This is a genomic window from Aeromonas sp. s1(2024), assembly GCF_040908005.1.
Classification (GTDB): domain Bacteria; phylum Pseudomonadota; class Gammaproteobacteria; order Enterobacterales; family Aeromonadaceae; genus Aeromonas; species Aeromonas caviae.
In genome coordinates this window covers 1-20,868 of record NZ_JBFOCW010000065.1, presented here as the reverse complement: position 1 = coordinate 20,868, position 20,868 = coordinate 1, and the positions used below count along the sequence as shown (strand labels likewise).

General features: G+C 60.9%; 19 protein-coding genes and 2 tRNA genes. 15 read left to right on the top strand and 6 right to left on the bottom strand.

What is annotated here, in order from left to right; genetic code table 11:
* The first annotated feature begins 2 nt into the window (after positions 1 to 2).
* The 4 genes from AB5Y70_RS15720 to yjjG all read left to right on the top strand — a co-directional run bounded on the left by AB5Y70_RS15720 (position 3) and on the right by yjjG (position 2,595).
* Positions 3 to 79 (top strand) — tRNA-Met (locus AB5Y70_RS15720).
* Positions 80 to 175: 96 nt separating this feature from the next.
* A tRNA-Met gene (locus tag AB5Y70_RS15715) sits at positions 176 to 252 on the top strand.
* A 144-nt stretch (positions 253 to 396) separates the two neighbouring features.
* Positions 397 to 1,881 (top strand): leucyl aminopeptidase family protein, encoded by a 1,485-nt coding sequence (locus AB5Y70_RS15710; protein ID WP_029314577.1) that lies wholly within the window; start codon positions 397 to 399, stop codon positions 1,879 to 1,881.
* Between the two features lie 33 nt (positions 1,882 to 1,914).
* Positions 1,915 to 2,595 (top strand): pyrimidine 5'-nucleotidase, encoded by a 681-nt coding sequence (gene yjjG / locus AB5Y70_RS15705; RefSeq protein WP_368176080.1) that lies wholly within the window; start codon positions 1,915 to 1,917, stop codon positions 2,593 to 2,595.
* A gap of 71 nt (positions 2,596 to 2,666) precedes the next feature.
* On the opposite strand, the gene AB5Y70_RS15700 is transcribed toward yjjG, so the two are convergent.
* Positions 2,667 to 3,923, bottom strand: a complete 1,257-nt coding sequence (locus AB5Y70_RS15700) for an amidohydrolase (RefSeq protein WP_010674854.1) — start codon at positions 3,921 to 3,923, stop codon at positions 2,667 to 2,669.
* Between the two features lie 425 nt (positions 3,924 to 4,348).
* On the opposite strand from AB5Y70_RS15700, the gene AB5Y70_RS15695 reads away from it, so the two are divergent.
* Positions 4,349 to 4,582, top strand: coding sequence for a hypothetical protein (locus AB5Y70_RS15695; protein WP_125117274.1), 234 nt, complete (start codon positions 4,349 to 4,351; stop codon positions 4,580 to 4,582).
* A 647-nt stretch (positions 4,583 to 5,229) separates the two neighbouring features.
* Here the strand turns inward: AB5Y70_RS15695 and pfkA are convergent.
* The 3 genes from pfkA to elyC form a co-directional block, all read right to left on the bottom strand.
* Positions 5,230 to 6,201, bottom strand: coding sequence for a 6-phosphofructokinase (gene pfkA / locus AB5Y70_RS15690; protein WP_010674852.1), 972 nt, complete (start codon positions 6,199 to 6,201; stop codon positions 5,230 to 5,232).
* Positions 6,202 to 6,344: 143 nt separating this feature from the next.
* Positions 6,345 to 7,100 (bottom strand): triose-phosphate isomerase, encoded by a 756-nt coding sequence (tpiA, locus tag AB5Y70_RS15685; RefSeq protein WP_029314576.1) that lies wholly within the window; start codon positions 7,098 to 7,100, stop codon positions 6,345 to 6,347.
* Positions 7,101 to 7,235: 135 nt separating this feature from the next.
* Entirely contained in the window at positions 7,236 to 8,021 is a 786-nt protein-coding gene (gene elyC / locus AB5Y70_RS15680; RefSeq protein ID WP_268453058.1) for an envelope biogenesis factor ElyC, read from the bottom strand.
* Between the two features lie 128 nt (positions 8,022 to 8,149).
* Between elyC and cmoM the strand changes: the two genes are divergently transcribed.
* From cmoM to AB5Y70_RS15630, 10 genes are all read left to right on the top strand, one after another.
* On the top strand, positions 8,150 to 8,926 hold the full coding sequence (gene cmoM / locus AB5Y70_RS15675; protein ID WP_128314270.1) for a tRNA uridine 5-oxyacetic acid(34) methyltransferase CmoM: 777 nt from the start codon (positions 8,150 to 8,152) through the stop codon (positions 8,924 to 8,926).
* A 114-nt stretch (positions 8,927 to 9,040) separates the two neighbouring features.
* On the top strand, positions 9,041 to 10,360 hold the full coding sequence (gene mukF / locus AB5Y70_RS15670; protein WP_182975758.1) for a chromosome partition protein MukF: 1,320 nt from the start codon (positions 9,041 to 9,043) through the stop codon (positions 10,358 to 10,360).
* Positions 10,341 to 11,078, top strand: coding sequence for a chromosome partition protein MukE (mukE, locus tag AB5Y70_RS15665; RefSeq protein WP_029314572.1), 738 nt, complete (start codon positions 10,341 to 10,343; stop codon positions 11,076 to 11,078). The genes mukF and mukE overlap by 20 nt, the downstream gene beginning before the upstream one ends.
* 45 nt (positions 11,079 to 11,123) lie before the next feature.
* Complete coding sequence (gene mukB, locus AB5Y70_RS15660) at positions 11,124 to 15,551, top strand: chromosome partition protein MukB (RefSeq protein WP_368176079.1); 4,428 nt, start codon at positions 11,124 to 11,126, stop codon at positions 15,549 to 15,551.
* Between the two features lie 147 nt (positions 15,552 to 15,698).
* Positions 15,699 to 16,802 carry a RelA/SpoT domain-containing protein gene (locus AB5Y70_RS15655; protein WP_049636015.1) on the top strand — a complete coding sequence of 368 codons (1,104 nt, stop codon included), beginning with the start codon at positions 15,699 to 15,701 and terminating at the stop codon, positions 16,800 to 16,802.
* 227 nt (positions 16,803 to 17,029) lie between these two features.
* On the top strand, positions 17,030 to 17,419 hold the full coding sequence (locus tag AB5Y70_RS15650) for a septal ring lytic transglycosylase RlpA family protein (protein ID WP_162624605.1): 390 nt from the start codon (positions 17,030 to 17,032) through the stop codon (positions 17,417 to 17,419).
* 287 nt (positions 17,420 to 17,706) lie between these two features.
* The gene (locus tag AB5Y70_RS15645; protein WP_039040728.1) at positions 17,707 to 18,180 is read left to right on the top strand and encodes a cupin domain-containing protein; all 474 of its coding nucleotides are present in this window, start codon (positions 17,707 to 17,709) and stop codon (positions 18,178 to 18,180) included.
* Between the two features lie 17 nt (positions 18,181 to 18,197).
* On the top strand, positions 18,198 to 18,683 hold the full coding sequence (locus tag AB5Y70_RS15640; RefSeq protein WP_043156538.1) for a GNAT family N-acetyltransferase: 486 nt from the start codon (positions 18,198 to 18,200) through the stop codon (positions 18,681 to 18,683).
* A gap of 264 nt (positions 18,684 to 18,947) precedes the next feature.
* The gene (locus AB5Y70_RS15635; RefSeq protein WP_010674842.1) at positions 18,948 to 19,256 is read left to right on the top strand and encodes a putative quinol monooxygenase; all 309 of its coding nucleotides are present in this window, start codon (positions 18,948 to 18,950) and stop codon (positions 19,254 to 19,256) included.
* A 258-nt stretch (positions 19,257 to 19,514) separates the two neighbouring features.
* A complete protein-coding gene (locus AB5Y70_RS15630; protein ID WP_200164167.1) occupies positions 19,515 to 20,006 on the top strand; it encodes a histidine phosphatase family protein in 492 nt (163 codons plus the stop codon).
* A gap of 72 nt (positions 20,007 to 20,078) precedes the next feature.
* Here the strand turns inward: AB5Y70_RS15630 and AB5Y70_RS15625 are convergent, their stop codons facing one another.
* Entirely contained in the window at positions 20,079 to 20,639 is a 561-nt protein-coding gene (locus tag AB5Y70_RS15625) for a hypothetical protein (RefSeq protein ID WP_080988556.1), read from the bottom strand.
* Positions 20,640 to 20,655: 16 nt separating this feature from the next.
* Positions 20,656 to 20,868 (bottom strand): zinc ribbon domain-containing protein (locus AB5Y70_RS15620; protein WP_368175974.1); only part of this gene is annotated, 213 nt, incomplete at its 5' end.

Genomic DNA, 20,868 nt, shown 5'->3' with positions numbered 1-20,868 from the left:
GACGCGGGGTGGAGCAGCTCGGTAGCTCGTCGGGCTCATAACCCGAAGGTCGTCGGTTCAAATCCGGCCCCCGCAACCAACTATTTGTATCCATGACAAGCGCATAGCGCTGCGGTGGAGACGAAGACAGCAAAAAGCAACTGCTCTGCTTTTTGTGGTGGCAATGCAATTCGGACGCGGGGTGGAGCAGCTCGGTAGCTCGTCGGGCTCATAACCCGAAGGTCGTCGGTTCAAATCCGGCCCCCGCAACCAACTTCTGACTGATTTTCTTCTGCATTACCTCTCTGATTACCTCCAGCATCTGTTGCTTGCACACAATAATGTGTGTTTTTCCGATCCCTCTCGCCATTTGTTCGGTATCATCCTGCTTTCTGTTCATGGATGAGGCCGCACCCTGTGATGACCCCTTTTAGCTATTCTTCTCCCCAAATCACGATGCAGAACACCTCCCTCGCCGAAGTAATGGCAGGGTCGGCTGCCGTCAAACTCCTGCTCATTGCCGACTCAGCGCGCGATACCCTGCTGGCGACGCCTCCCTTTGCCGCCGTGGCAACCCAGATAGCCCTGGGTCAGAAGGCCCCCTATTCCCTTGACGACAGTCAGGGGCTGCAACGGGTGATCTTCATGGATGCCCGCCCGGTCCTGGATCATCGGCTCTACAAGCAGGTGCGCAGCTGGGTGGGCTCGCTGGCGGGCCTCAAGGCGACGCACCTGGCGCTCCATCTGGAGGGCTTTGACGATGAGCATCGCGCGCAACTGGCAAGGGTGGTGCTCGCCTGCCTGCTCGCCGCCGATGTGACCCTGCCGACCCAGAAACGGAGTGAGGCGACAAGACCGGGTTATCAGCAGTTGCAACTTTCCCCCCCTTGCGAGCTGGACATGGCCCGCCTGAGCGCAGAAGCCGAAGGCAACGGTCTGGCTCGCCACCTGGCAGTGCTGCCCGCCTCCGAGCTTGACGCCCAAGGCTACCGGGCTTTTGTGCAGCAACTGGCGCAGCAGGAGGGGTGGCAGTGGCAGGAGTTTGACGAGGCGGCCCTCGCCACCCTGGGCGCCGGCGCCTTCCTGGCGGTGGCCAGGGGCTCGGCAAACGGTCAGGCCGCCATCGTCAGGCTCAGCTACTGCCCGGCCAACCCGGTGCGCCGCCTCGCGCTGGTGGGCAAGGGGATCTGTCACGACTCCGGTGGCTACAACCTGAAAGTCGGTGGCAGCATGTATGGCATGCACCTGGACATGGGGGGCAGCGCGGTGGCCCTTGGCACGCTGCTGGCCATCAGCCGGGCGAAACTCCCCGTTGAGGTGCACTGCTGGCTCGCCATCGCCGAGAACCACATCGGCCCGCAGGCCTTCCGGCCCGGTGAGGTGGTGACCGCCCTCAACGGCACCACCATCGAAGTGGTGGACACCGATGCCGAGGGTCGCATGGTACTGGCGGATGCCCTGACCCTGGCGGCCGGGGACAACCCCGACTTGCTGATCGACTACGCCACCCTGACTGGCGCCTGCAAACGGGCGCTCGGCAGCCGTTACAGCGGTGCCTTCTCCAACCGCCCCGAGTGGCTCACCACTCTGATAGCGCTGGGCCAGCAGAGCGGGGAGCGAGTCTGGCCCTTCCCCCTAGACGAGGATTACGATGACAACCTCGATAGCGAGTGGGCCGATCTGTTACAGTGCGCGCCGGGCGCCTCCCCGGATCACATCGATGCCGCCCGTTTTCTCACGCGCTTCGTGCCCGCCGAGCTTCCCTGGTTGCACCTCGACCTGAGTGGTTTTCGCAACAAGGGGGGCAATGGCGTGGTGGGCAGCGAGGTAACCGGCTTTGGTGTCAGGTTGACCCTGACCCTGCTCGACAGCCCTCTGGGGATGGGGGCGCCCGACGCATGACAACGTGGCCAAGCACAATCAATAAGGACAAGCGTGAAACAAGCAAGCTATGACTGGGTGCTGTTCGATCTGGACGAAACCGTGCTCGATTTTCCGGTCGCCAGGGCGCTGGAGCGGACCCTGCAGATCTACGGCGTGGCGCCGACTCCCCCCAAGATGGCGGAGTACCATGCCCTCAACCAGCGGCTCTGGCAGCAGTACAACTCAGGGGAGATTGACGCCACCCACCTGCAGCAGACCCGTTTTTCGCTCTTTGCCGAGCAGGTCAACGTGGCGCCCATGGCGATGAACGAGACCTTCCTGCAGCAGATCATCGCCCTGAGCGTGCCGCTGGAGGGGGTGGAGGAGACCCTGCAGGCCCTGAAGAGCAAGGTCAGAATGGGGATCATCACCAACGGCTTCAGCCTGCCCCAGCGCGGGCGCCTCGACAAACTGGGCTGGAACAGCTGGTTTGAGCCTCTCGTTATCTCTGACGAGGTGCAGGTGACCAAGCCGGCGGCGGCCATCTTCCAGCATGCCTTGGCGCAGATGGGTCAGCCGAGCCCGGCGCGGGTGTTGATGGTGGGGGACAATCCCAAGACCGACATCGCCGGTGCCGCCGCCCAGGGGCTTGCCACCTGCTGGTACAACCCGGGACGGGAGACAGGCCCGTGCGAGGCGACCCACGAGATCCACCACTTCGCCCATCTCTGCGCGATCGTGCTGGGAGAGTAGGTCCCCTATGCCCGCAAGGATGTAAAAAAACAAGGCAACCCATGGGCTGCCTTGTTTGCATCCGGCGTCTGCTAGCGGCCGAGGCGGGCGAGCAGCCAGGCCTCCAGCAAGGCCACTCCGGGGGCCAGCACGGCTTCGTCGAAGTCGAACTCCGGATGATGGTGGGGGGCCGCGAGGTTGGCTCCCAGGATGAGATAGGCGGCTTCGCCGCCGTGCTGCTGTACCCGCTCGATGAGGAAACCGGCATCCTCGCTGGCCCCGAAGCGGCGGGTGTGGATGGTATCAAGGGAATTCCCCTGTGCGAGAGGCACGATTTCCTCGATGAGGGCTGGGCTGTTCTCGATGCCGATCGCTTCCCCCTGTTTGCGGATGTGGTAGGTCGCGCCCTGCATCAGGGCCGCCCCCTCCACAATCTGCTGCACCTGATTGAACATGTAGTCGTTGAGGGCCGGCGTCGCGCCACGGGTCTCCCCCATCAGGCGGGCATGGCCCGGGATGACGTTGCGTCCACTGCCGCCGTTGAGCTGCCCCACGTTGATGCGGGTCATGCCATCCCGATGGCGGGGAATGCCGAGCATGGCGGTGGTGGCCATGCAGGCCGCCGCCAGGGCATTGTGGCCTGCGTTGGGCTCGAGCCCCGCATGGGCGGCTTGCCCCATGAACTCCACGTCGAATTTGGTTGAACAGAGAAACTCGGTGGGGTTGACCACCAGCTCACCGCTGCTCGCGTGAATGCCGATGTGCAGTGCCAGCAGAGCGTCCACGTCGTCGAGCTGCCCCCCTGCCGCCAGCGCCTTGCCGCCTCGGCAGCCCTCTTCAGCCGGCTGGAAGAAGAGCTTGATGCGGCCAGTGAGGCGATCGGCGAGGGCCGCGATCCGCTCGGCCAGCACCAGCCCGATGGCGGTGTGACCATCGTGGGCACAGGCGTGCATCCAGCCCGGGTTGGCGGAGTGCCAGCCTCCCTGGCCGGGCAGGTGTGACACCTCCTGGCTCTCTTCGACCTCCACCGCATCGATATCGAAGCGAAACGCCAGGGTGGGGCCGGGGCGCCCGCTCTCCCAGAGTCCCATCACGCCGGTGAGTGCGTCGATCCGCGTCAGCCACTCCGGATGCGCCCCCTGGTACAGGGCACGGGCCTTCTGGGCCTCGACGTCTATTTCCCGTCCCATGATGAGGGTGCTGGCGAGCAGTTGATCCCCCAGCATGATGGAGAAACCGAGTTCAGTGAGGTGTTGGGCTATGAGGGTGGTGGTGCGAAATTCACACCAGGCGGCTTCGGGGTGACGATGAAGGTCGCGGCGCCAGTGGCGCAAGGCATCCTGAGTCATGGTGGTTCCTGCGTAGCAAATCCAGCGGCCATTGTGACGGGCAGGGGGACAAGAGTAAATCCCGCAGGGGGAGATGCGACAAGGGGAGCCCGGGCTCCCCTTGAAAGATGGCATGGATGTCGACGAGGTCGTTTTGTGTGCGCAGATAGCGCTCAATGATGGCTTGGCATCATCCTTTGCCAGGGCGCGTCAAAAACCCATGTTGCAGTCTGTTTTTTGAACCGCCCCTCTGGGGCAGAGGTGGCAGATGGCTGATTGGCCGACTTAGAGCTGTGCCAGCGACGGCATGGAGACGGCAACCAGAGTGAAAAACACGGTGAAAACGGCGGTAACTACGAACTCTTTCATGATTTTATCTCCCTTGGTTGGCTCATGATGGAACCAAGATACCACAACAGAACGATAAAACAACGAAAAATGTAATTATGAGGCAAAAATGGTTTGGTGGTGGAATGCGGCTGCATTTTTCCAAGTTTAAGGGCGTTTTTTGTCCTGTGAAGGGTTTTGTGGTGATGCCAGTGAAAGTGGATGAATATAAAGCCTTTAAATACATTGAGTTATGTTATTTTTATGACGCTCTCTTTGGTGGTTCCGATTGGAGTTTTTGTGGTGATTTCCATTTTTCAGCAGCAAAATGGCCTGCGGGATGCGCAGATTGATGTCGCCATAGGGAGGTTGGTGGCTGCTAGCCAGGTTTTGTCATCCCATGTCATGTTTTCTCACGACTTGTGCCCTAACCTCAGTCTGCAAGGCTGTTGCCAGCCAGGGTTATCCGATGAAGCCTCAATTTTCTGCTCATCCCAAACAGGCTGGGTGCAAAAAGAGTACGGAAAAACGACAAAAGGGCCGTCAAAGGAGCATGGAAGGGAAGGGGTAAGGCGGGAAAATGGGGGTTTGACCTTCATGGGGCCTTGGGTGGCCGGAAGCCCCGTTTTTCGCTGTTTTCTTGGGGGGCGAGCCACCGGGCCCGCGCGCAGGGGAAGCGGGAGAGATCGTCGGCCCACCCGGGTGGCTATATGGCGCCAGTGTGATGGGATGAAGGGCAGGTGAGGCCTGGCGCAGGGCCGTGGCTCTGCGGCACCAAGGCCTTTATCCAGACCCGTCGCGAACAAGGTGAGCAAGCAGAAAAGCGGGGGAAAGAAGTAAAGGAGAAGGTCGTGGGGTCAGAGGCTCAGGGCCGCCGGGCAAGGGGTAAGACATGGCGACAGTGGCCAGTGGATAGCCGGGCCCCCGCAGAGGGAGGAGGGGGTGAGGAGCCCGCATAAAAAAACCCTCCAGAGGAGGGTTTTTTGTCAGACCACAGCCTTTAGAACAGGGTGGTGGAGAGATCGTACAGCTCCTGGTTGAACGGGCGCTTCAGGTTCTCGATGCAGTCGATGATGTCGTGGTGCACCATCTCGTTGCCCTGAATGCCGACGCAGCGGCCACCCTGGCCCGCCAGCAGTTGCTCGACGGCGAAGGCACCCATGCGGCTGGACATGATACGGTCACGGGCAGTGGGAGAACCGCCACGCTGGATGTGACCCAGGATGGTGGCGCGGGTTTCGCGGCCGGTCATGGCCTCGATGTCTTTTGCCAGGGCGTTGACGTCGGTGACGTGCTCGCAGATGGTGATGATGGCGTGCTTCTTGCCCTTGGCTTCCCCTTCCTTGATCTGTTGCAGCAGCTTCTCCTTGTCGAAGGCCACTTCCGGCACGATCACGTACTCGGCACCACCGGCAACAGCAGCAGACATGGCCAGATCGCCGCAGTGGCGGCCCATGATCTCGACCACGGAGATGCGGTGGTGGGAGCTGCAGGTGTCGCGCAGGCGGTCAATGGCGTCCACGACCACGTTCAGGGCGGTGTCAAAGCCGATGGTGAAGTCGGTACCGGCGATGTCGTTGTCGATGGTGCCCGGCAGGCCGATGCAGGGGAAGCCCTCTTCGGTCAGCTTCTTGGCACCCATGTAGGAGCCGTCACCGCCGATGACCACCAGGGCGTCGATGCCGTGTTTCTTCAGGTTTTCGACCGCTTCGGCACGGACTTTCGGATCCTTGAAGGCGGGGAAACGGGCGGAGCCGAGGAATGTACCGCCACGGTTCACGACGTCGGAGACGCTGTGACGCTCGAGCTTGACGATACGGTCCTGGTGCAGACCGAGGTAGCCATCATAGATGCCGTAAACTTCCAGGCCATGATGCAGACCGGCGCGCACCACGGCGCGGATGGCTGCGTTCATACCCGGTGCGTCACCACCACTGGTCAAAACACCAATACGTTTGATTTGTTTGGTCATGAGTGCCTCTGGATCTGAGTTGTCGAAAATCAAGATTCTGAAAAATACGGCTGGCCGCTTTTACTATATCGGCTTTCCTATGGCGAGAGGGTCCATAGGAAAGCGATATGCAAAGAGGGGCGGGGCCCCTCTTTGCTTGGCGCTTACTTGGCGGCGCCAGCGATGATCTGGGAGAAGTCGTCCACTTTCAGGGACGCGCCACCCACCAGGCCACCGTCGATGTCCGGCTGGCCGAACAGGTCGGCAGCGGTGGCGCCAGTCACGGAGCCGCCGTACAGGATCTGTACCTTGGCAGCCACGGCTGCATCAAAACCGGCCAGGTATTGACGGATGTGAGCATGCACGGATTGTGCGATCTCCGGGGTGGCGGTCTTGCCGGTGCCGATGGCCCATACCGGCTCGTAAGCGATGACGGCGTTCTCGAAGGAGGCGATGCCGCAGCGATCGATCACGGCCTTGAGCTGGGTCTCGACCACCTGGTTGGTGGTACCGGCTTCGAACTGGGCCAGGGTTTCACCGATGCACAGCACGGGGATCAGGCCGCCCTTCTGGATGGCTTCGTACTTGGCAGCCACCACGTCGTCGGTCTCTGCGTGCAGGGTACGACGCTCGCTGTGACCGACCAGGGAGTAGGTGCAGCCGAAGGCTTTGAGCATGGAGGGGGCGTTTTCGCCGGTGAAGGCGCCGGACTCGTGAACGTCGGCGTTCTGGGCACCATAGGCGATCTTGCTGCCAGCGGTCAGCTGTTCAACCAGACCCAAAAAGATAACCGGCGGGCAGACGGCCACTTGCACGGAAGGATGAGCGGCAGCGGCCGGGGTCAGTCCTTTGATCAGTGCTTCTACAGAAGCCTTGGTGCCGTTCAGTTTCCAGTTACCCATTACCAGGTGCTGTCTCATCTTCTATATCTCCTAGGCATTTGATTGCGCAACATTATATGAATTGAACCGAGCCCAAGATAGCTGACCTGGCGGCAAATGACGTAATTTTTTTTCGCTTTCCTGATCCAAATCAGGAATGCAAGGCGCGATTGCTCACTCGGTGACCTGCCCACGCAAACGGGCCCACCATACCCCAATCCACTCGTGAATGGCAGCCTCGGAATACATCAGATAACGCCCCTTGGGGAGGTAGCTGTAGAGGGGTTGCAGCTCCTGACTCTGCTTGGCGGTGTAATCGGTGGGAGCCGGCACCGCATCGAGTCCCTGACTGCGATAGAGAGCCATGGCCCGGGGCAGGTGGGTGGCCGAACTCACCAGCGCCACCCGCTTGCCGTTGAGGTGGGCGGCGATGCTGACCGCCTCGTCATGGGTGTCTTTGTTGTTTTCAAACAACGTCATGCGCGCACGCGGGATGCCAAGGCTGGCCGCCATGCGGGCGTTGACCTCGGCGTTCGACAGGGGATCCCCGGCCACGGCACCGGAGAAGACCAGCTCGGCCTCTGGATAGGCCAGGGCCAGGCGAACCCCTTCCAGGGTGCGCGCCAGGGAGATGTTGTTTTGCCAGGCGCGCTCTGGGATGGCCGGATCGCTCACATGACCGTTGCCCAGCACGACGATGGCCTGGATGTCAGGATGCTGGCTCACCTCGAAGGGGGGATAGGTCTGCTCCAGGCTGCGGGCCAGCTCGTAGCTCACCGGCCGCGTCCCCATCAGGGCGATGATCACCAAGGAGAGGGTCGCCAGCAGCCTGCCGCTTTTTTGAAAGCGGGTGAACCAGAGCAACGCGAGCGCCAGCACCAACAAGGAGAGAGAGAAGGGGAGCGGCATCAACAGATGGCCCAGCCATTTCTTGATGACAAAGAAGTTGAGCTCGAACACGACAGACACGTCCTTGAGTTTTCAGCAAATTCGGGATGTGACAGAATACCCCTCTTTTTTCCTGTGGCCCAATCCTGTGTGGTTCCTCCTGCGGCCCTCATGGCGGGGCGGTCGAAGATGAGTGTGTCTTGAAGCAAGATCAGAGTTTTGACGGGCGCGCGGACAAGTTCGCTCGCAACATTTACGACTCCACCAAGGGGCGCATTCGCACCACCATTGTCTGGAGTGACATCGAAGCCTGCCTGGCGCGCCTGGGCAACCGGCCGCTGCGCATCCTGGATGCCGGCGGCGGCTTTGGCTACTTCGCCCAGAAACTGGCGGCCATGGGCCACCAGGTGGAGCTGTGCGATTTGTCGGCAGAAATGCTGGATCTGGCCCGGGAGCAGATCGCCCAGAAGGGGTTGGAAGACAGAATTCGTCTCATCCATTGCCCCATTCAGGATCTCAAGCACCACGTGACCGGCACCTTCGATCTGGTGCTCTGTCACGCGGTACTGGAGTGGCTCGCCGAGCCGCGCCAGACCTTGCTGGGTCTGTTCCCTTTCGTCAAGGCTGGGGGCATACTGTCGCTGCTTTTTTACAATCGTCACGGCCTCCTGTTCCAGAGCCTGGTGGTGGGCAATTTCGACTATGTGCGCCTGGGCCTTCGCAAGAAACGCCAGACTGCCCTGACTCCCACCAATCCCCAGTTGCCCGAGCAGGTCTATGACTGGATAGGCCGGGGGGGATTGCGGATCATCGGCAAGACCGGGGTGCGCGTCATCCACGACTACATGCGCCACAAGCAGGATCAGGTCGAGAAGTTCGAGGACCTGCTCGCCATGGAGCAGCAATATTGCCGCCAGGAGCCCTTTGTTTCCCTGGGGCGCTACATCCATGTGATGGCCCAGAAACCGGCCGGTTGAGACACACCGGCGTGAACACGATGCGGGATCCAGCCGCCGGGGCGCCACCGACCCCGGCCTATATCACCACGGCGGGCGAAGACCTGCCGACTATAACAACGAGATGATAACGTCATGATGAGTACATCCCGTACCCTGCCAGAGACGGTGGGATGGGTCAGACAGGAGGGGTTGGCGCTGCACCTCCCCACCGACAGGCTGGCCTTTCTGATAGCGATCAAGACGCTCTCCGAGGACGAGTCTGATCTCTCGGAGGCCGCGCTGCACGATGCCTTTGGCTATGTCAGCAGTGCCTTCGGCCAGATGGACGAGACCCTCACCGGTCGCGCCAACAACGCCATCAACGATCTCATTCGCCAGCAACTGCTGTCGCGTTTCACCACCGACATGGTGGCGGGGGAGAGCCTCTACCGCCTGTCGCGCCTTGGCATGAGCATCGTCGATTTCTTCATGGATCAGCGCCAGGTGGACTCCATCAAGCTCTCCATCCTGCTCGAGCACCTGGCGGCCGAGCTCGACACCGCCCGCAAGGCGGCGCTCGAGACCAACACCCGGGAGCAGTGGGACGCCGAGGTGCTGCCGCGCCTCTCCTTCTCCCTGGAAGAGACGCTCGGGCGCATCGATCTCACCCAGCGCGCCATGGACGAGCAGCAAAACCAGGTCAAGAGCGAGATCGCGGCCCTGCTGACCCAGAACTGGGTCGATGCCATCCACAGCTGCGAGAAGCTCCTGCACGAGACCGGCCAGACCCTGCGCGAGTTGCAGGACACCCTGGACGCCGCCGGCCACCGCCTGCAGGCGGGGCTGCTCAACATTCAGGAAGCGGCCCAGGGGCGCGATGATCTGTTCCATGTCGAGGAGCTGACCCACGCCCTGCAGGGGCGTCTGGACGTCATCACCGCCTGGGGCCAGCAGTGCATCGAGCTCTGGTCCCGTTATGACAGGCACGTCCACAAGTTCATCCGCAACGCCATCGACATGGACAAGAACCGCGCCTTCAGCCAGCGGCTGCGCGAATCCATCCGCAACTTCGAGCAGCACAGCTGGTTGTTGCGGGTGGCCGAAGAGCCCCGTTTGCTGGAGCTACGGGATGAAACCATCGCCATCCACGACGAGGAGGTGACCGGCGAGGTGCCCCTCGAGATGGAGTATGTGGAGATGGTGGACATCAACCAGGAGCTGGCGGAGCGCATCGAGCGCTACCTGGCCCGCTACCCGGAGCAGGGAGATCGGCTGGATCTTGCCGACGTGCTGCGGGAATACCTGCTGGACTACCCGGCCCATGCCCACTTCGACGTGGCGCGCCTCCTGATCGATCAGGCCGTGCGTCTCGGCCATGCCAGCGGTGAGCGCGAGCACCACCGCCAACCCGCATGGAAACCCATCAACCAAGCTGGATCCAAGGTTCAGGCCTATGTCATCGATCAATACTGAATTCCCCTTGCCCCTGCGTCTCGCAGAGGCCATCGCCAACCCCTTGTTTCCGCGCATCGACACCGCCCTGCGCTCCGGTCGCCACATCAGTGCCGACGAATTCGAGCAGCACTCGGCCCTGGTGGAGTACCACCAGGAACTGGAGATCTTCTACGGTCGCTATCAGGTGGAACTCATCAAGGCGCCGGAAGGCTTCTTCTACCTGCGTCCGCGCCCGAGCGCCGACATTGGAACAACAGTGTTATCTGAGCTCGATATGCTGGTGGGCAAGGTGCTCTGCTACCTCTTCCTGAGCCCGGACCGCCTCGCCTCTGAAGGGGTGTTCGCCATGGGCGAGCTGCAAGAAGAGGTGCTGAGTCTGGCGGACGAGAAGCAACTGCTGCGCATGGTCAACAGCCGCTCCGGCGGCACGGATCTGGACAAGAAGAAGCTCCTCGAGAAGATCCGTACCTCCATGCGTCGCCTCAAGCGCCTCGGGATGATCACCCCCCTTGGCAACAGCGACAAATTCCGGGTCAACGAATCCGTGTTCCGCTTCGCCGCCGATGTGCGCTCCGACGAGGATCCCCGCGCGGTGCAACTGCGGATGATCCAGGAAGGGGAGGCCATTTTCCACGACGACGAGATGCCGAGCAGCGATTCCCTGTTCGAGGATATCGAAGAGGATCTGGACGAAGAGCAGCTGGAGCTGGAGGTGGAAGATGATCTGCAACGTTAATGTGCCGGCACTGATGGTGTCGGCCGGTTTGATGGAGAGTGTGGCGTGAGAGGCAAATTCAAATCCCTGACCATGGTCAACTGGAACGGTTTCTTCGCCCGCACCTTCGATCTCGACCAGCTGGTCACGACCCTGTCCGGCGGCAACGGCGCGGGCAAGTCCACCACCATGGCGGCCTTTATCGCGGCCCTCATTCCCGACCAGTCACTGCTTCACTTCCGTAATACCACGGAAGCGGGTTCCTCCAGCGCGTCCCGCGACAAGGGGCTCTACGGCAAGCTGCAGCGCGGCCACTGCTATTCGCTGCTGGAAGTGATGAACAGCCGCGAGCAGCGGATCTGGGTTGGCGTCCACCTCGAACAGGTGGCGAACCGGGACAACAAGGTCAACATCACCCCGTTCGCCCTGGTGGATGTGCCCGAGCACCTGGCGCCCACGGATCTGCTGTTGGAGAAGCTCGACGACGGCAAGGGCCGGGTACGTGCCTTCGCCGATCTAAAAGGGGCGGCAGCGGAGCTGGGGGCGCTCAAGGTCGCCAAGTTCAATACGGTGACCGATTATCACAACTTCATGTTCGAGTTCGGCATCACCCCGAAGAAGCTGCGTGATCAAAAGGATCGCGGCAAATTCTATCGCCTGATCGAAGCCTCCCTCTACGGCGGCATCTCCTCGTCCATCAGCCGCTCCTTGCGTGAATACTTGCTGCCGGAGAACTCCGGGGTGCGCAAGGCGTTCCAGGACATGGAGGCGGCCATCTACGAGAACCGCCGCACCCTGGAAGCCATCAAGGAGACCCAAGGTCAGCGGGATCTCTTCAAGAATCTCATCACCGAGACCACCCACTATGTGGCCGCGGAGTATGTGCGGGGCGCCGCCGAGAAGAGCCGTCTCTCCGAGCTGGCCCTCAAGGCACGCTCTGAGCTCGCCGGCAAACGCCGTCTGCTGGCCGAGGAGAAGCAGCGCGCCATCTATCTGGCGGACGAGGTGGATCAGCTCACCAACCGCGAGAAGCTCCTGACCGACGAGCTGGAGTCCGCCGCCGAGCACCTGGCCAAGGTGATGGCGGCCGTGGCGCTGCAAAAGAAGATTGCCCTCTATCGTGCCGATCTGGCGGAGCTCAACGACAAGCTGGAGCAGCAGCAGGCGGTGGTGGAAGAGATCCACGGCCAGTTGCTGGAAGTGGAGGAGCGCAAGGAGCTGGCCCAGGCAGAGGTGGACAGCCTCAAGACCCAGCTGGCCGACTACCAGCAGGCGCTCGATATCCAGCAGACCCGTGCCATCCAGTACCGTCAGGCGGTGCAGGCCCTGGAAAACGCCCGCGAGCAGTGCGAGTTGCCGGGGCTCGAGCCTGCGCAGGCGAGCGACACCCTGCACCAGTTCCGCGCAGCCGAGCAGAGCTTGACCAGCCGGGTGCTGGGGGCCGAGCAGCAGTTGGCGCTGGCCAAGGCGGCGGTGGCCGAACACGAAGCGGCGCTGGCGCTGCTGCTCAGCATCGCACCCGAGACAGTGCGCGAGGCTGCCTGGCCTACCGCACAGGGGCTGCTCAAGCGCCACATCGAAGACAAGGCCCGCATTGCCCAGGGCCAGGGTCTGCGCGCCGCCCTGGCTCGCCTCGAGAAAGAGAGCGAAAGCCAGAAGACCCTCTTGCGGCTGCGAGACGAGCTGGCCCAGGCGTCTGGTCAGCACATTGCCAGCCAGGACGAGCTGGAGATCTTCCTCGAAGCCCAGCGCACCCGCCAGGAGGAGCTCGCCGAGCAGCAGGCAGAGGCCAATCAGCGCCGCGCCAGCCTCGAGCATCAGGGCACTCAGCTGGGCCGCGATATCGCGGAACTGACCAAGCTGGCCCCGCGCTGGCTCAAATCCTTTGAAAAACTCGAGCAACTGCGCGAGCAGAGTGGCTTGGCCTTGGCCACCGCCGAAGAACTCTCTTCCGGCATGCAGAGCGTGCTCGACAAGGAGCGGGAGTTCGAGCAGGAGAGCAACCGCATTCAGGGCCAGAAACAGGCGCTGGAGATGCAAATTCGCAACCTGCAGCTGGGTGCCGGCGAGGCGGATCCCCGTCTTGCCCGCATCGCCGAGCAGGTGGGGGGCGTGCTGCTCTCGGACGTCTATGACGACATCTCCATCGATGATGCCCCTTACTACTCCGCGCTCTACGGCCCGGCTCGCAGCGCCCTGGTGGTGCTCGACCTCGAAGGCGCCATCGAGCGGCTGAAAAAGCTGGAAGATTGCCCGGAAGATATCTACCTCATTCAGGGCAACCCCGACTCCTTTGACGAGGATCTGGTGGAAGCGGACGAGCTGGGGGACGCCGTGCTGGTGCGCACCAGCAAGCGTCAGGTGCGCTTCTCCCGCTACCCCGAGCTGCCGCTCTTTGGCCGCGCCGCCCGGGAAAAACGGATCGAGCAGCTCGATCTGGAGCGGGAAAACCTCATCGAGGGCTACGCCAAGGCCGCCTTCGAGCAGCAGAAGTACCACCGTCTCTACGGCCACTTCCGCGACTTTATCGGCCAGCATCTGGATATCGCCTTCCGCCCGGACCCCGAAGCCGAGGTGCAGGCCAAACAGGCCGAGCAGCGCAAGCTGCAAGAAACCATCGCCGAGTGCGACAAGCAGCTGAGTGATGCCAAAGCCGCCGCCGCCCAGCTGACCCGCCATATCCAGCTGGTGCAGGGGATGCTGCCCTTTGCCCACCTGTTTGCCGAGGCAGACCTGGCGGCCCGCCTCGAGGCGGCTCACGCCGACGTGGAGGCGCTTAAAACAGCCGAAGCCTTTATCGCCAAACACGGCAAGGCGCTGGAAAAACTGGAAACCATGGTGCAGGTGCTGCGCCAGGATCCCCAGGATCTGGCGGCACTGCAGGCGGCCTTTGACGAGGTGAGCGACCTGCTGGCCGAGCAGAAGCGCCGTTGCTACGCCCTCGATCAGCTGGTGGCCCGTCTGCCGCACTTTGCCTATCAGGATGCACAAGACCTGCTGGGCAAGGCGTCCGAGATGAGCGAGCGACTCAAAGAGAAGCTCAAGGCGGCGGAGCTTGCCGCCCGCACCGCCGGTGAGCAGCACAAGCAGATCACCCAGCGCCACACCGAGGCGCTGCAACTGCGCACGGCGCTGGATTCCAGCGCCTCGGCCAAGGGGCAGACCCTGACGGAGTTCGAGCAGGAGCTGGCGGCCATGGGGCTGACCCTCTCTGACGATATGGAAGAGAAGGCCCGTGCCCACAAGAAAGAGATTGAAGAGCTGCTTATCCGCACCCGGACCCGCCGCACCAGCGCCGAGGCCCAGTTGCAGGTGTGCAAGCGCGAAATCGAATCCCTTGGCGGTCGTCTCAAGCTGGAAGGCAAGGATTACTACAGCGCCCGTAAATCCCTGGTGGGTCACAAGGCGAGCTGGTCGCGGGTGGTGCGTCTGGCACGGGAGACCGACGTCGAGAAGCGTCTGAACAAGCGCGAGCTGGCTTATCTTGACAGCGACGAGCTGCGCTCCATGTCGGACAAGGCCCTCGGCGCCCTGCGGGTGGCGGTGGCCCACGACGAGGCCCTGCGCGATGCGCTGCGTCTGTCGGAAGGCAACCGCAGCACCGAGCAGAAGGTCGCCTTCTACGTGCAGGTCTACCGTTACCTGAAAGATCGCATCCGCAACGACATCATCCGCTCGGACGATCCGGTGGAAGCCATCGAGGAGATGGAGATCGAGCTGGCGCGCCTCGCCGACGAGCTCAAGCAGCGGGAAACCCATCTGTCGCTCTCCTCCCACGAGGTGGCGGCCAAGATCACCAACATCATCCGCCGGGAGCAGAACCGCATCCGGGTATTGAACCAGGGCCTGCAGAACATCGCCTTCGGTCTGGTGCGCGGGGTGCGTCTCAACGTCAATATCCGCGAGGCCCACACTCGCCTCCTGACCGCACTCGCCGATCAGAGCGCCATGCACAACGATCTTTTCGCCGACAAGGAGCTCAGCTTCTCCGAGGCCATGGCCAAGCTCTTCCAGCGCCTGAACCCGCAGGTGGAGCAGGGGGAGCGCAACTATCAGGTGATGGGGGACGTGCTGCTGGATTATCGCAACTACCTGGAGCTGGAGATCGAGGTGCAGCGCGGGGCTGACGGCTGGCTGCGTGCCGAGAGCGGCGCCCTCTCCACCGGCGAGGCGATCGGCACCGGTCAGGCCATCCTCTTGATGGTGCTCATCAGCTGGGAGGAGGAGTCCCACCGTCTGCGCGGCAAGGACATCGCTCCCTGCCGCCTGTTGTTCCTGGACGAAGCGGCGCGGCTTGATGGCAAATCCATCGCCACCCTGTTCGAGCTGTGCGAGCGCCAGGATATGCAGCTGCTTATCGCCGCGCCGGAGAACATCAGCCCCGAGAAGGGCACCACCTACAAGCTCATCCGCAAGGTGCAGGGCAAGCACGAGCATGTGCATGTGGTGGGGCTGCGCGGCTTTGGCTTCGCCGACGACAAGCTCATCGCCTGACAGAGGCTGACGGACGAGGTATGAAAACGGGAGGCTTGGGCCTCCCGTTTTACATGAGCAATGCATCTTTTTTTACAGTTAAAGCAACGGTAAACTGTCAAAATAATATTGACACCTATACTGGCCAGAATTACAAAAGGATTTTAAATGGCAATTTCACAGTATAAAAACCAAAAAAAACCACTTGAATATAGTAAAAATGAAATTGACCGTGCGGCTAGAGATATCAGGCATGGCATGGATGATACGGGGCGCTCTGAAGCTATAAGGAGAATTCAAGGATTTCGTGAATATCATCTTTACCCATTAATGTTGATGAAAAATCACTTGGCAAGAATTGCATCTCAGGTTAGTAACAAAGTCTTGGTTGCGAGACGACTTAAACGGCTTTCGACCATCATTGATAAGTTGGAAAGACCGACGCTAGATGGGCACAATACTAATTCAATTAAATTGACGCGTATGCAAGACATTGCGGGCTGTCGAGCTATAGTAAAAAATATAAAACAGTTGAAACAGCTTCAAAAGAAATTAGAGAGTAGTCGCTCGGTTCATAAAATAGTGAGTATCAAAGACTATCTCACACCTAAAGAAAGTGGATATGGTGGTGTTCATTTAGTGTACAGCTGCTATGAAAATCAACTGGCTGATCACGAATGGAAAAAAGCAAAGGTTGAAGTTCAGCTAAGAACTGAGTTGCAGCATGCTTGGGCTACAAGTCTAGAGATTATTGATACTCTTGAGCAGATTAATCTAAAGACAAGGCATGACGGGCATGATGACTGGCGTAAGCTGTTTTCCATCGCTGGGCGATTGGTATCACATGAAGAAAAAGCATGCGTTATCGAAGATGCACAAACTCTTATAAGTCTTAGGCAGGAGCTTTGTGAGCTTGCTGATAAGTTAGATGTTGTATTAAAACTTGCAAGGTATACATTAGCCATAACATTTACGACAGATCATAAAGCTGTAAAGCAAGGGAGGAGTGGACAGGGATTGTTTCTTGTTTGCATGCACATACTCGAAGAACAGGAAAAGAAAATACAGGTAACAGTTAAACACTTCTCAATGAAAAACAGTGAAAAAGCTCTTGCTGAGTTAAATGAAGCTGATTTAAATGAAAAGATAATTATATCTGTTCTTGTCTCCGCCTCTGATGTCCGTGCTCTAAAGCAGGCATACCCAAATTATTTTGGCTCCACACGAAAATTTAGTGACTTTCTCGAAAGGCAAAGGGGGGATTTGGGGTAGTATTGGTGGAGACTACATGTTGGTTGTTTTGTACAACCAGGCATATATCGATCAGCATATGGTTCCCCTGACAGGGGCTGACGGGTGAACACACAAACGGGAGGCTTGGGCCTCCCGTTTTCCATGGGAAATGTGAGAGAGTAGGCTCCAGCTCGCGGGCGCCCGTCTGGCCATGACAGCCGGACGGGGCGAACGCGACATCTCATAACGGGTCGAGGAAGTAGATGATGAGGACCATGGTGCAAAAAGGGCTGCTGGCCTCCCTGTGCCTGCTGCTGGCCGCCTGCAGCAGCCAGCCTGATGCAGGCAGTGCGGGCAACTGGCGAGGCTATACCCAGACGGGGCTTGCCTCCTATTACGCCGATCGCTACCACAACAAGCGCACCGCCAGCGGGGAGCCTTACCAGCGCCACGCCAACACCGCCGCCCACATGACACTGCCCTTCGGCGCCCTGGTGAGGGTCACCAACCTCGCCAACGGCAAGAGCGTGGTGGTGCGGGTCAACGACAGGGGCAATTTCCCCCGCGGGCGCATCATCGATCTCTCCAAAGCGGCGTTCAGCGCCATCGGCAATCCCCGTTCCGGGCTTATCAAGGTCAGGATTGAGGTGCTGTAGTCACCGGGTCTGCATGTGCCGGTGCCCCTCCATACCCGGGCCGCTGGAAGAGGGCGCTTCCCAGTGATCGCGGGCCATCTTCTTCATTCCATTGGTAATGTTGCCAACGCGGCTTCCCATTTTCCGGTGTGCCATTAAGATAGCCAAACGAAAAACAGGGCGTCTTTGCCATCTGGCGGCAACCGGGCATGGCATGGTGTGCGAGACACCCCTTCAACCCCTGCCCATGTTTCGCCGCTAAGGAGCAGGCTATAAAGAGAGACGTCATTCACAGGGAGGATCAGAACATGACTGACAAGCGTGCCATTCAGGCAACGGCCATTCCCGAGCACAAGGCAAAGTCCCTCTATCCGGAGCCCTTTGCCTCCCTGGTCAAGCACCGCACCCGGCGCAGGCTGGGGGATCATTTCGGCCTCGCCAATTTCGGGGTCAATCTGACGACCCTGGCACCGGGGGCCATCTCGGCGCTCAAGCACCATCACGGCCTGCAGGACGAGTTCGTCTATGTGCTCTCGGGCAATCCCACCCTGCGCCACGGGGAGGAGGAGTACCGGATGTCGCCGGGGGAGTGCATCGGCTTCAAGGGGGGCAGCGGCCTGGCCCACCAGTTGCTCAACCACGGTGAGGTGGACGCTGTCTATCTCGAGGTGGGGGACAGGCTGCCAGGGGACACCGTCGACTATCCCGACGACGATCTGGCCCTGGTACAGGGTGCCGATGGCGCCTGGTCAGCCAGACACAAGGATGGCAGCCCCTACTAGGAGGGCCTCTTCGGGCAATGAGAGAGACCTCCATGGTGTTCAGCCCCTTTTCTGCTGTCAGGGCAGAGGATTTTCTGCCGCTGCTCAACGACGAGACGCTGCGAAAGCACCTGATCCCTCACCCGCTTTTCGATGTGGCCGGGGTGCACGACTGGATGGCGTACAAGCTGGGAATTGACGCCCGGCCAGGTTGCCGCGTGCGCGCCATCTTCCTCGACGGCACCCTGGCGGGGTGGTGCGGTATCCAGCCCGATGATGAGGGGGTGGAGCTTGCCATCGTGCTCGCCAAGGCCGGCTGGGGAAGCGGCGTGGCGATTTTCAACGAGATGATGGGGTGGGCGAGGGAGCTTGGCCATCGGACGATCCTCTTTCACTTGCTGGATACCCGCCAGCCTTATCGATCCCTCGCCAGACGGGCCATCTGGGTGAGGAAAACGCGCCTGGGCGAACACCCTTTCACCACCTATTGCCTTGACGTTGAACGTTGGTCTGCAGGCCCTTAGCCTGGACCAGGGGCAGCAAGCCGTGCCGCCTCCTGGCGGGTCCCGTTGCCACCCTTTGCGCCATGATCCCTCCCGCTCGTTTGTTCCTCCGTGCACGGTGTGGTTATCCACCCCGTTGAACACAGTGTTCATTCTGCCCCCCTATATGGCCCCCACCGTCCTGCCTACACTGGGCAACGTCTGATGGAGGCGCATCCGGCAGTATAAATAGCTGTCCAGGTTGCACTCTCTGGCGTGTTGACGATGTACAACGGAGATAACTGGATGAAAAAAGAGACAGACAAACTGGTATCGATCGCGGTGCTCAAGGCCCGTGACGGCATGGGAGAGCGTCTTCGCGATGCCCTGCTTACCTTGATTGGTCCCACTCGCCAGGAGCCGGGCAACCTCGATTACGTGCTGTTCGAGTTGAAGGATGAACCCGGCACCTTCTACATGCGGGAAGCCTTCGTGAGTCAGGCCGCCCTGGATGCCCACTGTGAGACCGCGTATTTCCAGGCTTTCGCTCGCCAGGCGGACGAACTGCTGGCCGAACCCCTTCGGCTTGTTTTCATGGAAGAAGTGAGTCCCTGATCCTTGCCGCAGAGCCCGATGATCCCCTCATCGGGCTTTTTTCCTTCAGCCTCGCTCCCGGCAATCGCATCTACCTGCTCGGCTGCGTGGCCATGGCCCTCAACCCCATCCTGATCAAGCGCTGCTACCGGGGGAGTCCTTCCTCCACCTGACCGGCTGGACCCTCATCTGCGCCACTGTGCTGCTGCCCCTTCATGCTGGCAAATGGGGGGTGGTCTGAGGGGCTGCCTGTCGCTCTGATCAACCAGGGAGTGCGTCATGAGAAGAACCCTGATCCTGGTACGCCATGGCAAGTCGAGCTGGGAAGACGCGTCTTTGTCTGACCGCGCTCGTCCGCTGGCTGCGCGCGGGCTGCGCGATGCGCCCCTGATGGGGGCTCGTCTGGCGCACCTTGGGGTGAAGCCCGATCTCATCCTCTCGAGCCCCGCCTGCCGGGCCCTGACGACCGCCCGGCTGCTTGCCGGGGAGCTGGGTTATTCCCCGGACCGCATCGTCATCGACGAGGGCCTCTACGAGAGCGATGCCGGGACCCTTCTCGGGGTGGTGGGGGAGCTTTCAGATGATCTCGCCTGCGTACTGCTGGTGGGTCATGATCCTGCCTTCACCGACCTGGCTCATGGCTTTTCCTCCGGTATCACTCGCATGCCGACCTGTGCCGTCGCCCGCTTCATCTTCGACGCCCCCTCCTGGTCGGCGCTCCCGTCCTGCTCGCCGGTGGTGGCCGTGCTGGACTTCCCGAAGAAGAGGTAGGGGGGCGTCGGTTGCAGGCATGCAGAAACGACAAGGGGAGCCGCGGCTCCCCTTGTCGTGATGGTGACGGGGTCATTTGGCCGCGATGGGCCCCTTGGTGCCCGCATCGTTGTCGACCCAGCCATCTTCTCCCTTGAGGCGGCGATCCCCCTGGATGGTGTAGATGACCATGCCCTCCTTGAACACCAGGGCGCCGTCGGATTTCCTGGTACTGACCTGCTTGTCGTTGACCCACACCTGATCCTTGTCATCGATGCGGATGTTCGCGACCGTGGCGCCCGTCTCGGGGAAGGTGGCGACCCCGTTGCCGGCGTAGGGGCTGGCGCTGGCCGCTGCGGGGGCGGCGCCAAATCCGGCGGCGGCGTTCTCGGCCTTGCTCTTGTTGATGTCACAGCCGCTGAGCTCGCTCACCTGGGTACAGCCTGAGCGCTCCAGCTTCTGCTCATAGCTCATGTTCAATCCGCCGTCGGCGGCCGGGGCGGCGGTGCCAAATCCTGCCTTGGCGTTTTCCGCCTTGCTCTTGTGAATATCGCAGCCCTGGGCTTCGGTCACCTGGGTGCAGCCGGAGCGTTCCAGCTGTTCGGCGTATTTGTGGTTGTTGACATCCTCCCCCACCTTAGCGCTTCGCGTCACAGGAGGGGGATTCCCATTACTGGGTGATAGCTGCTCGCGCAGTACCGGGTTCCTGCTTCATCGGGCGGCCTGATTGCACCACGCCTCCACAGGCTAAAACGGCGTGTCCCGCCGCTAAAATATTGCGAGCGCCGTTCACATCGGCGTTCGCCTCATAACCACACGCAGCGCATTTAAACTGGCTTTGCGTCTGGCGGTTATCCTTCGCAGTATGCCCACAACAGGCGCA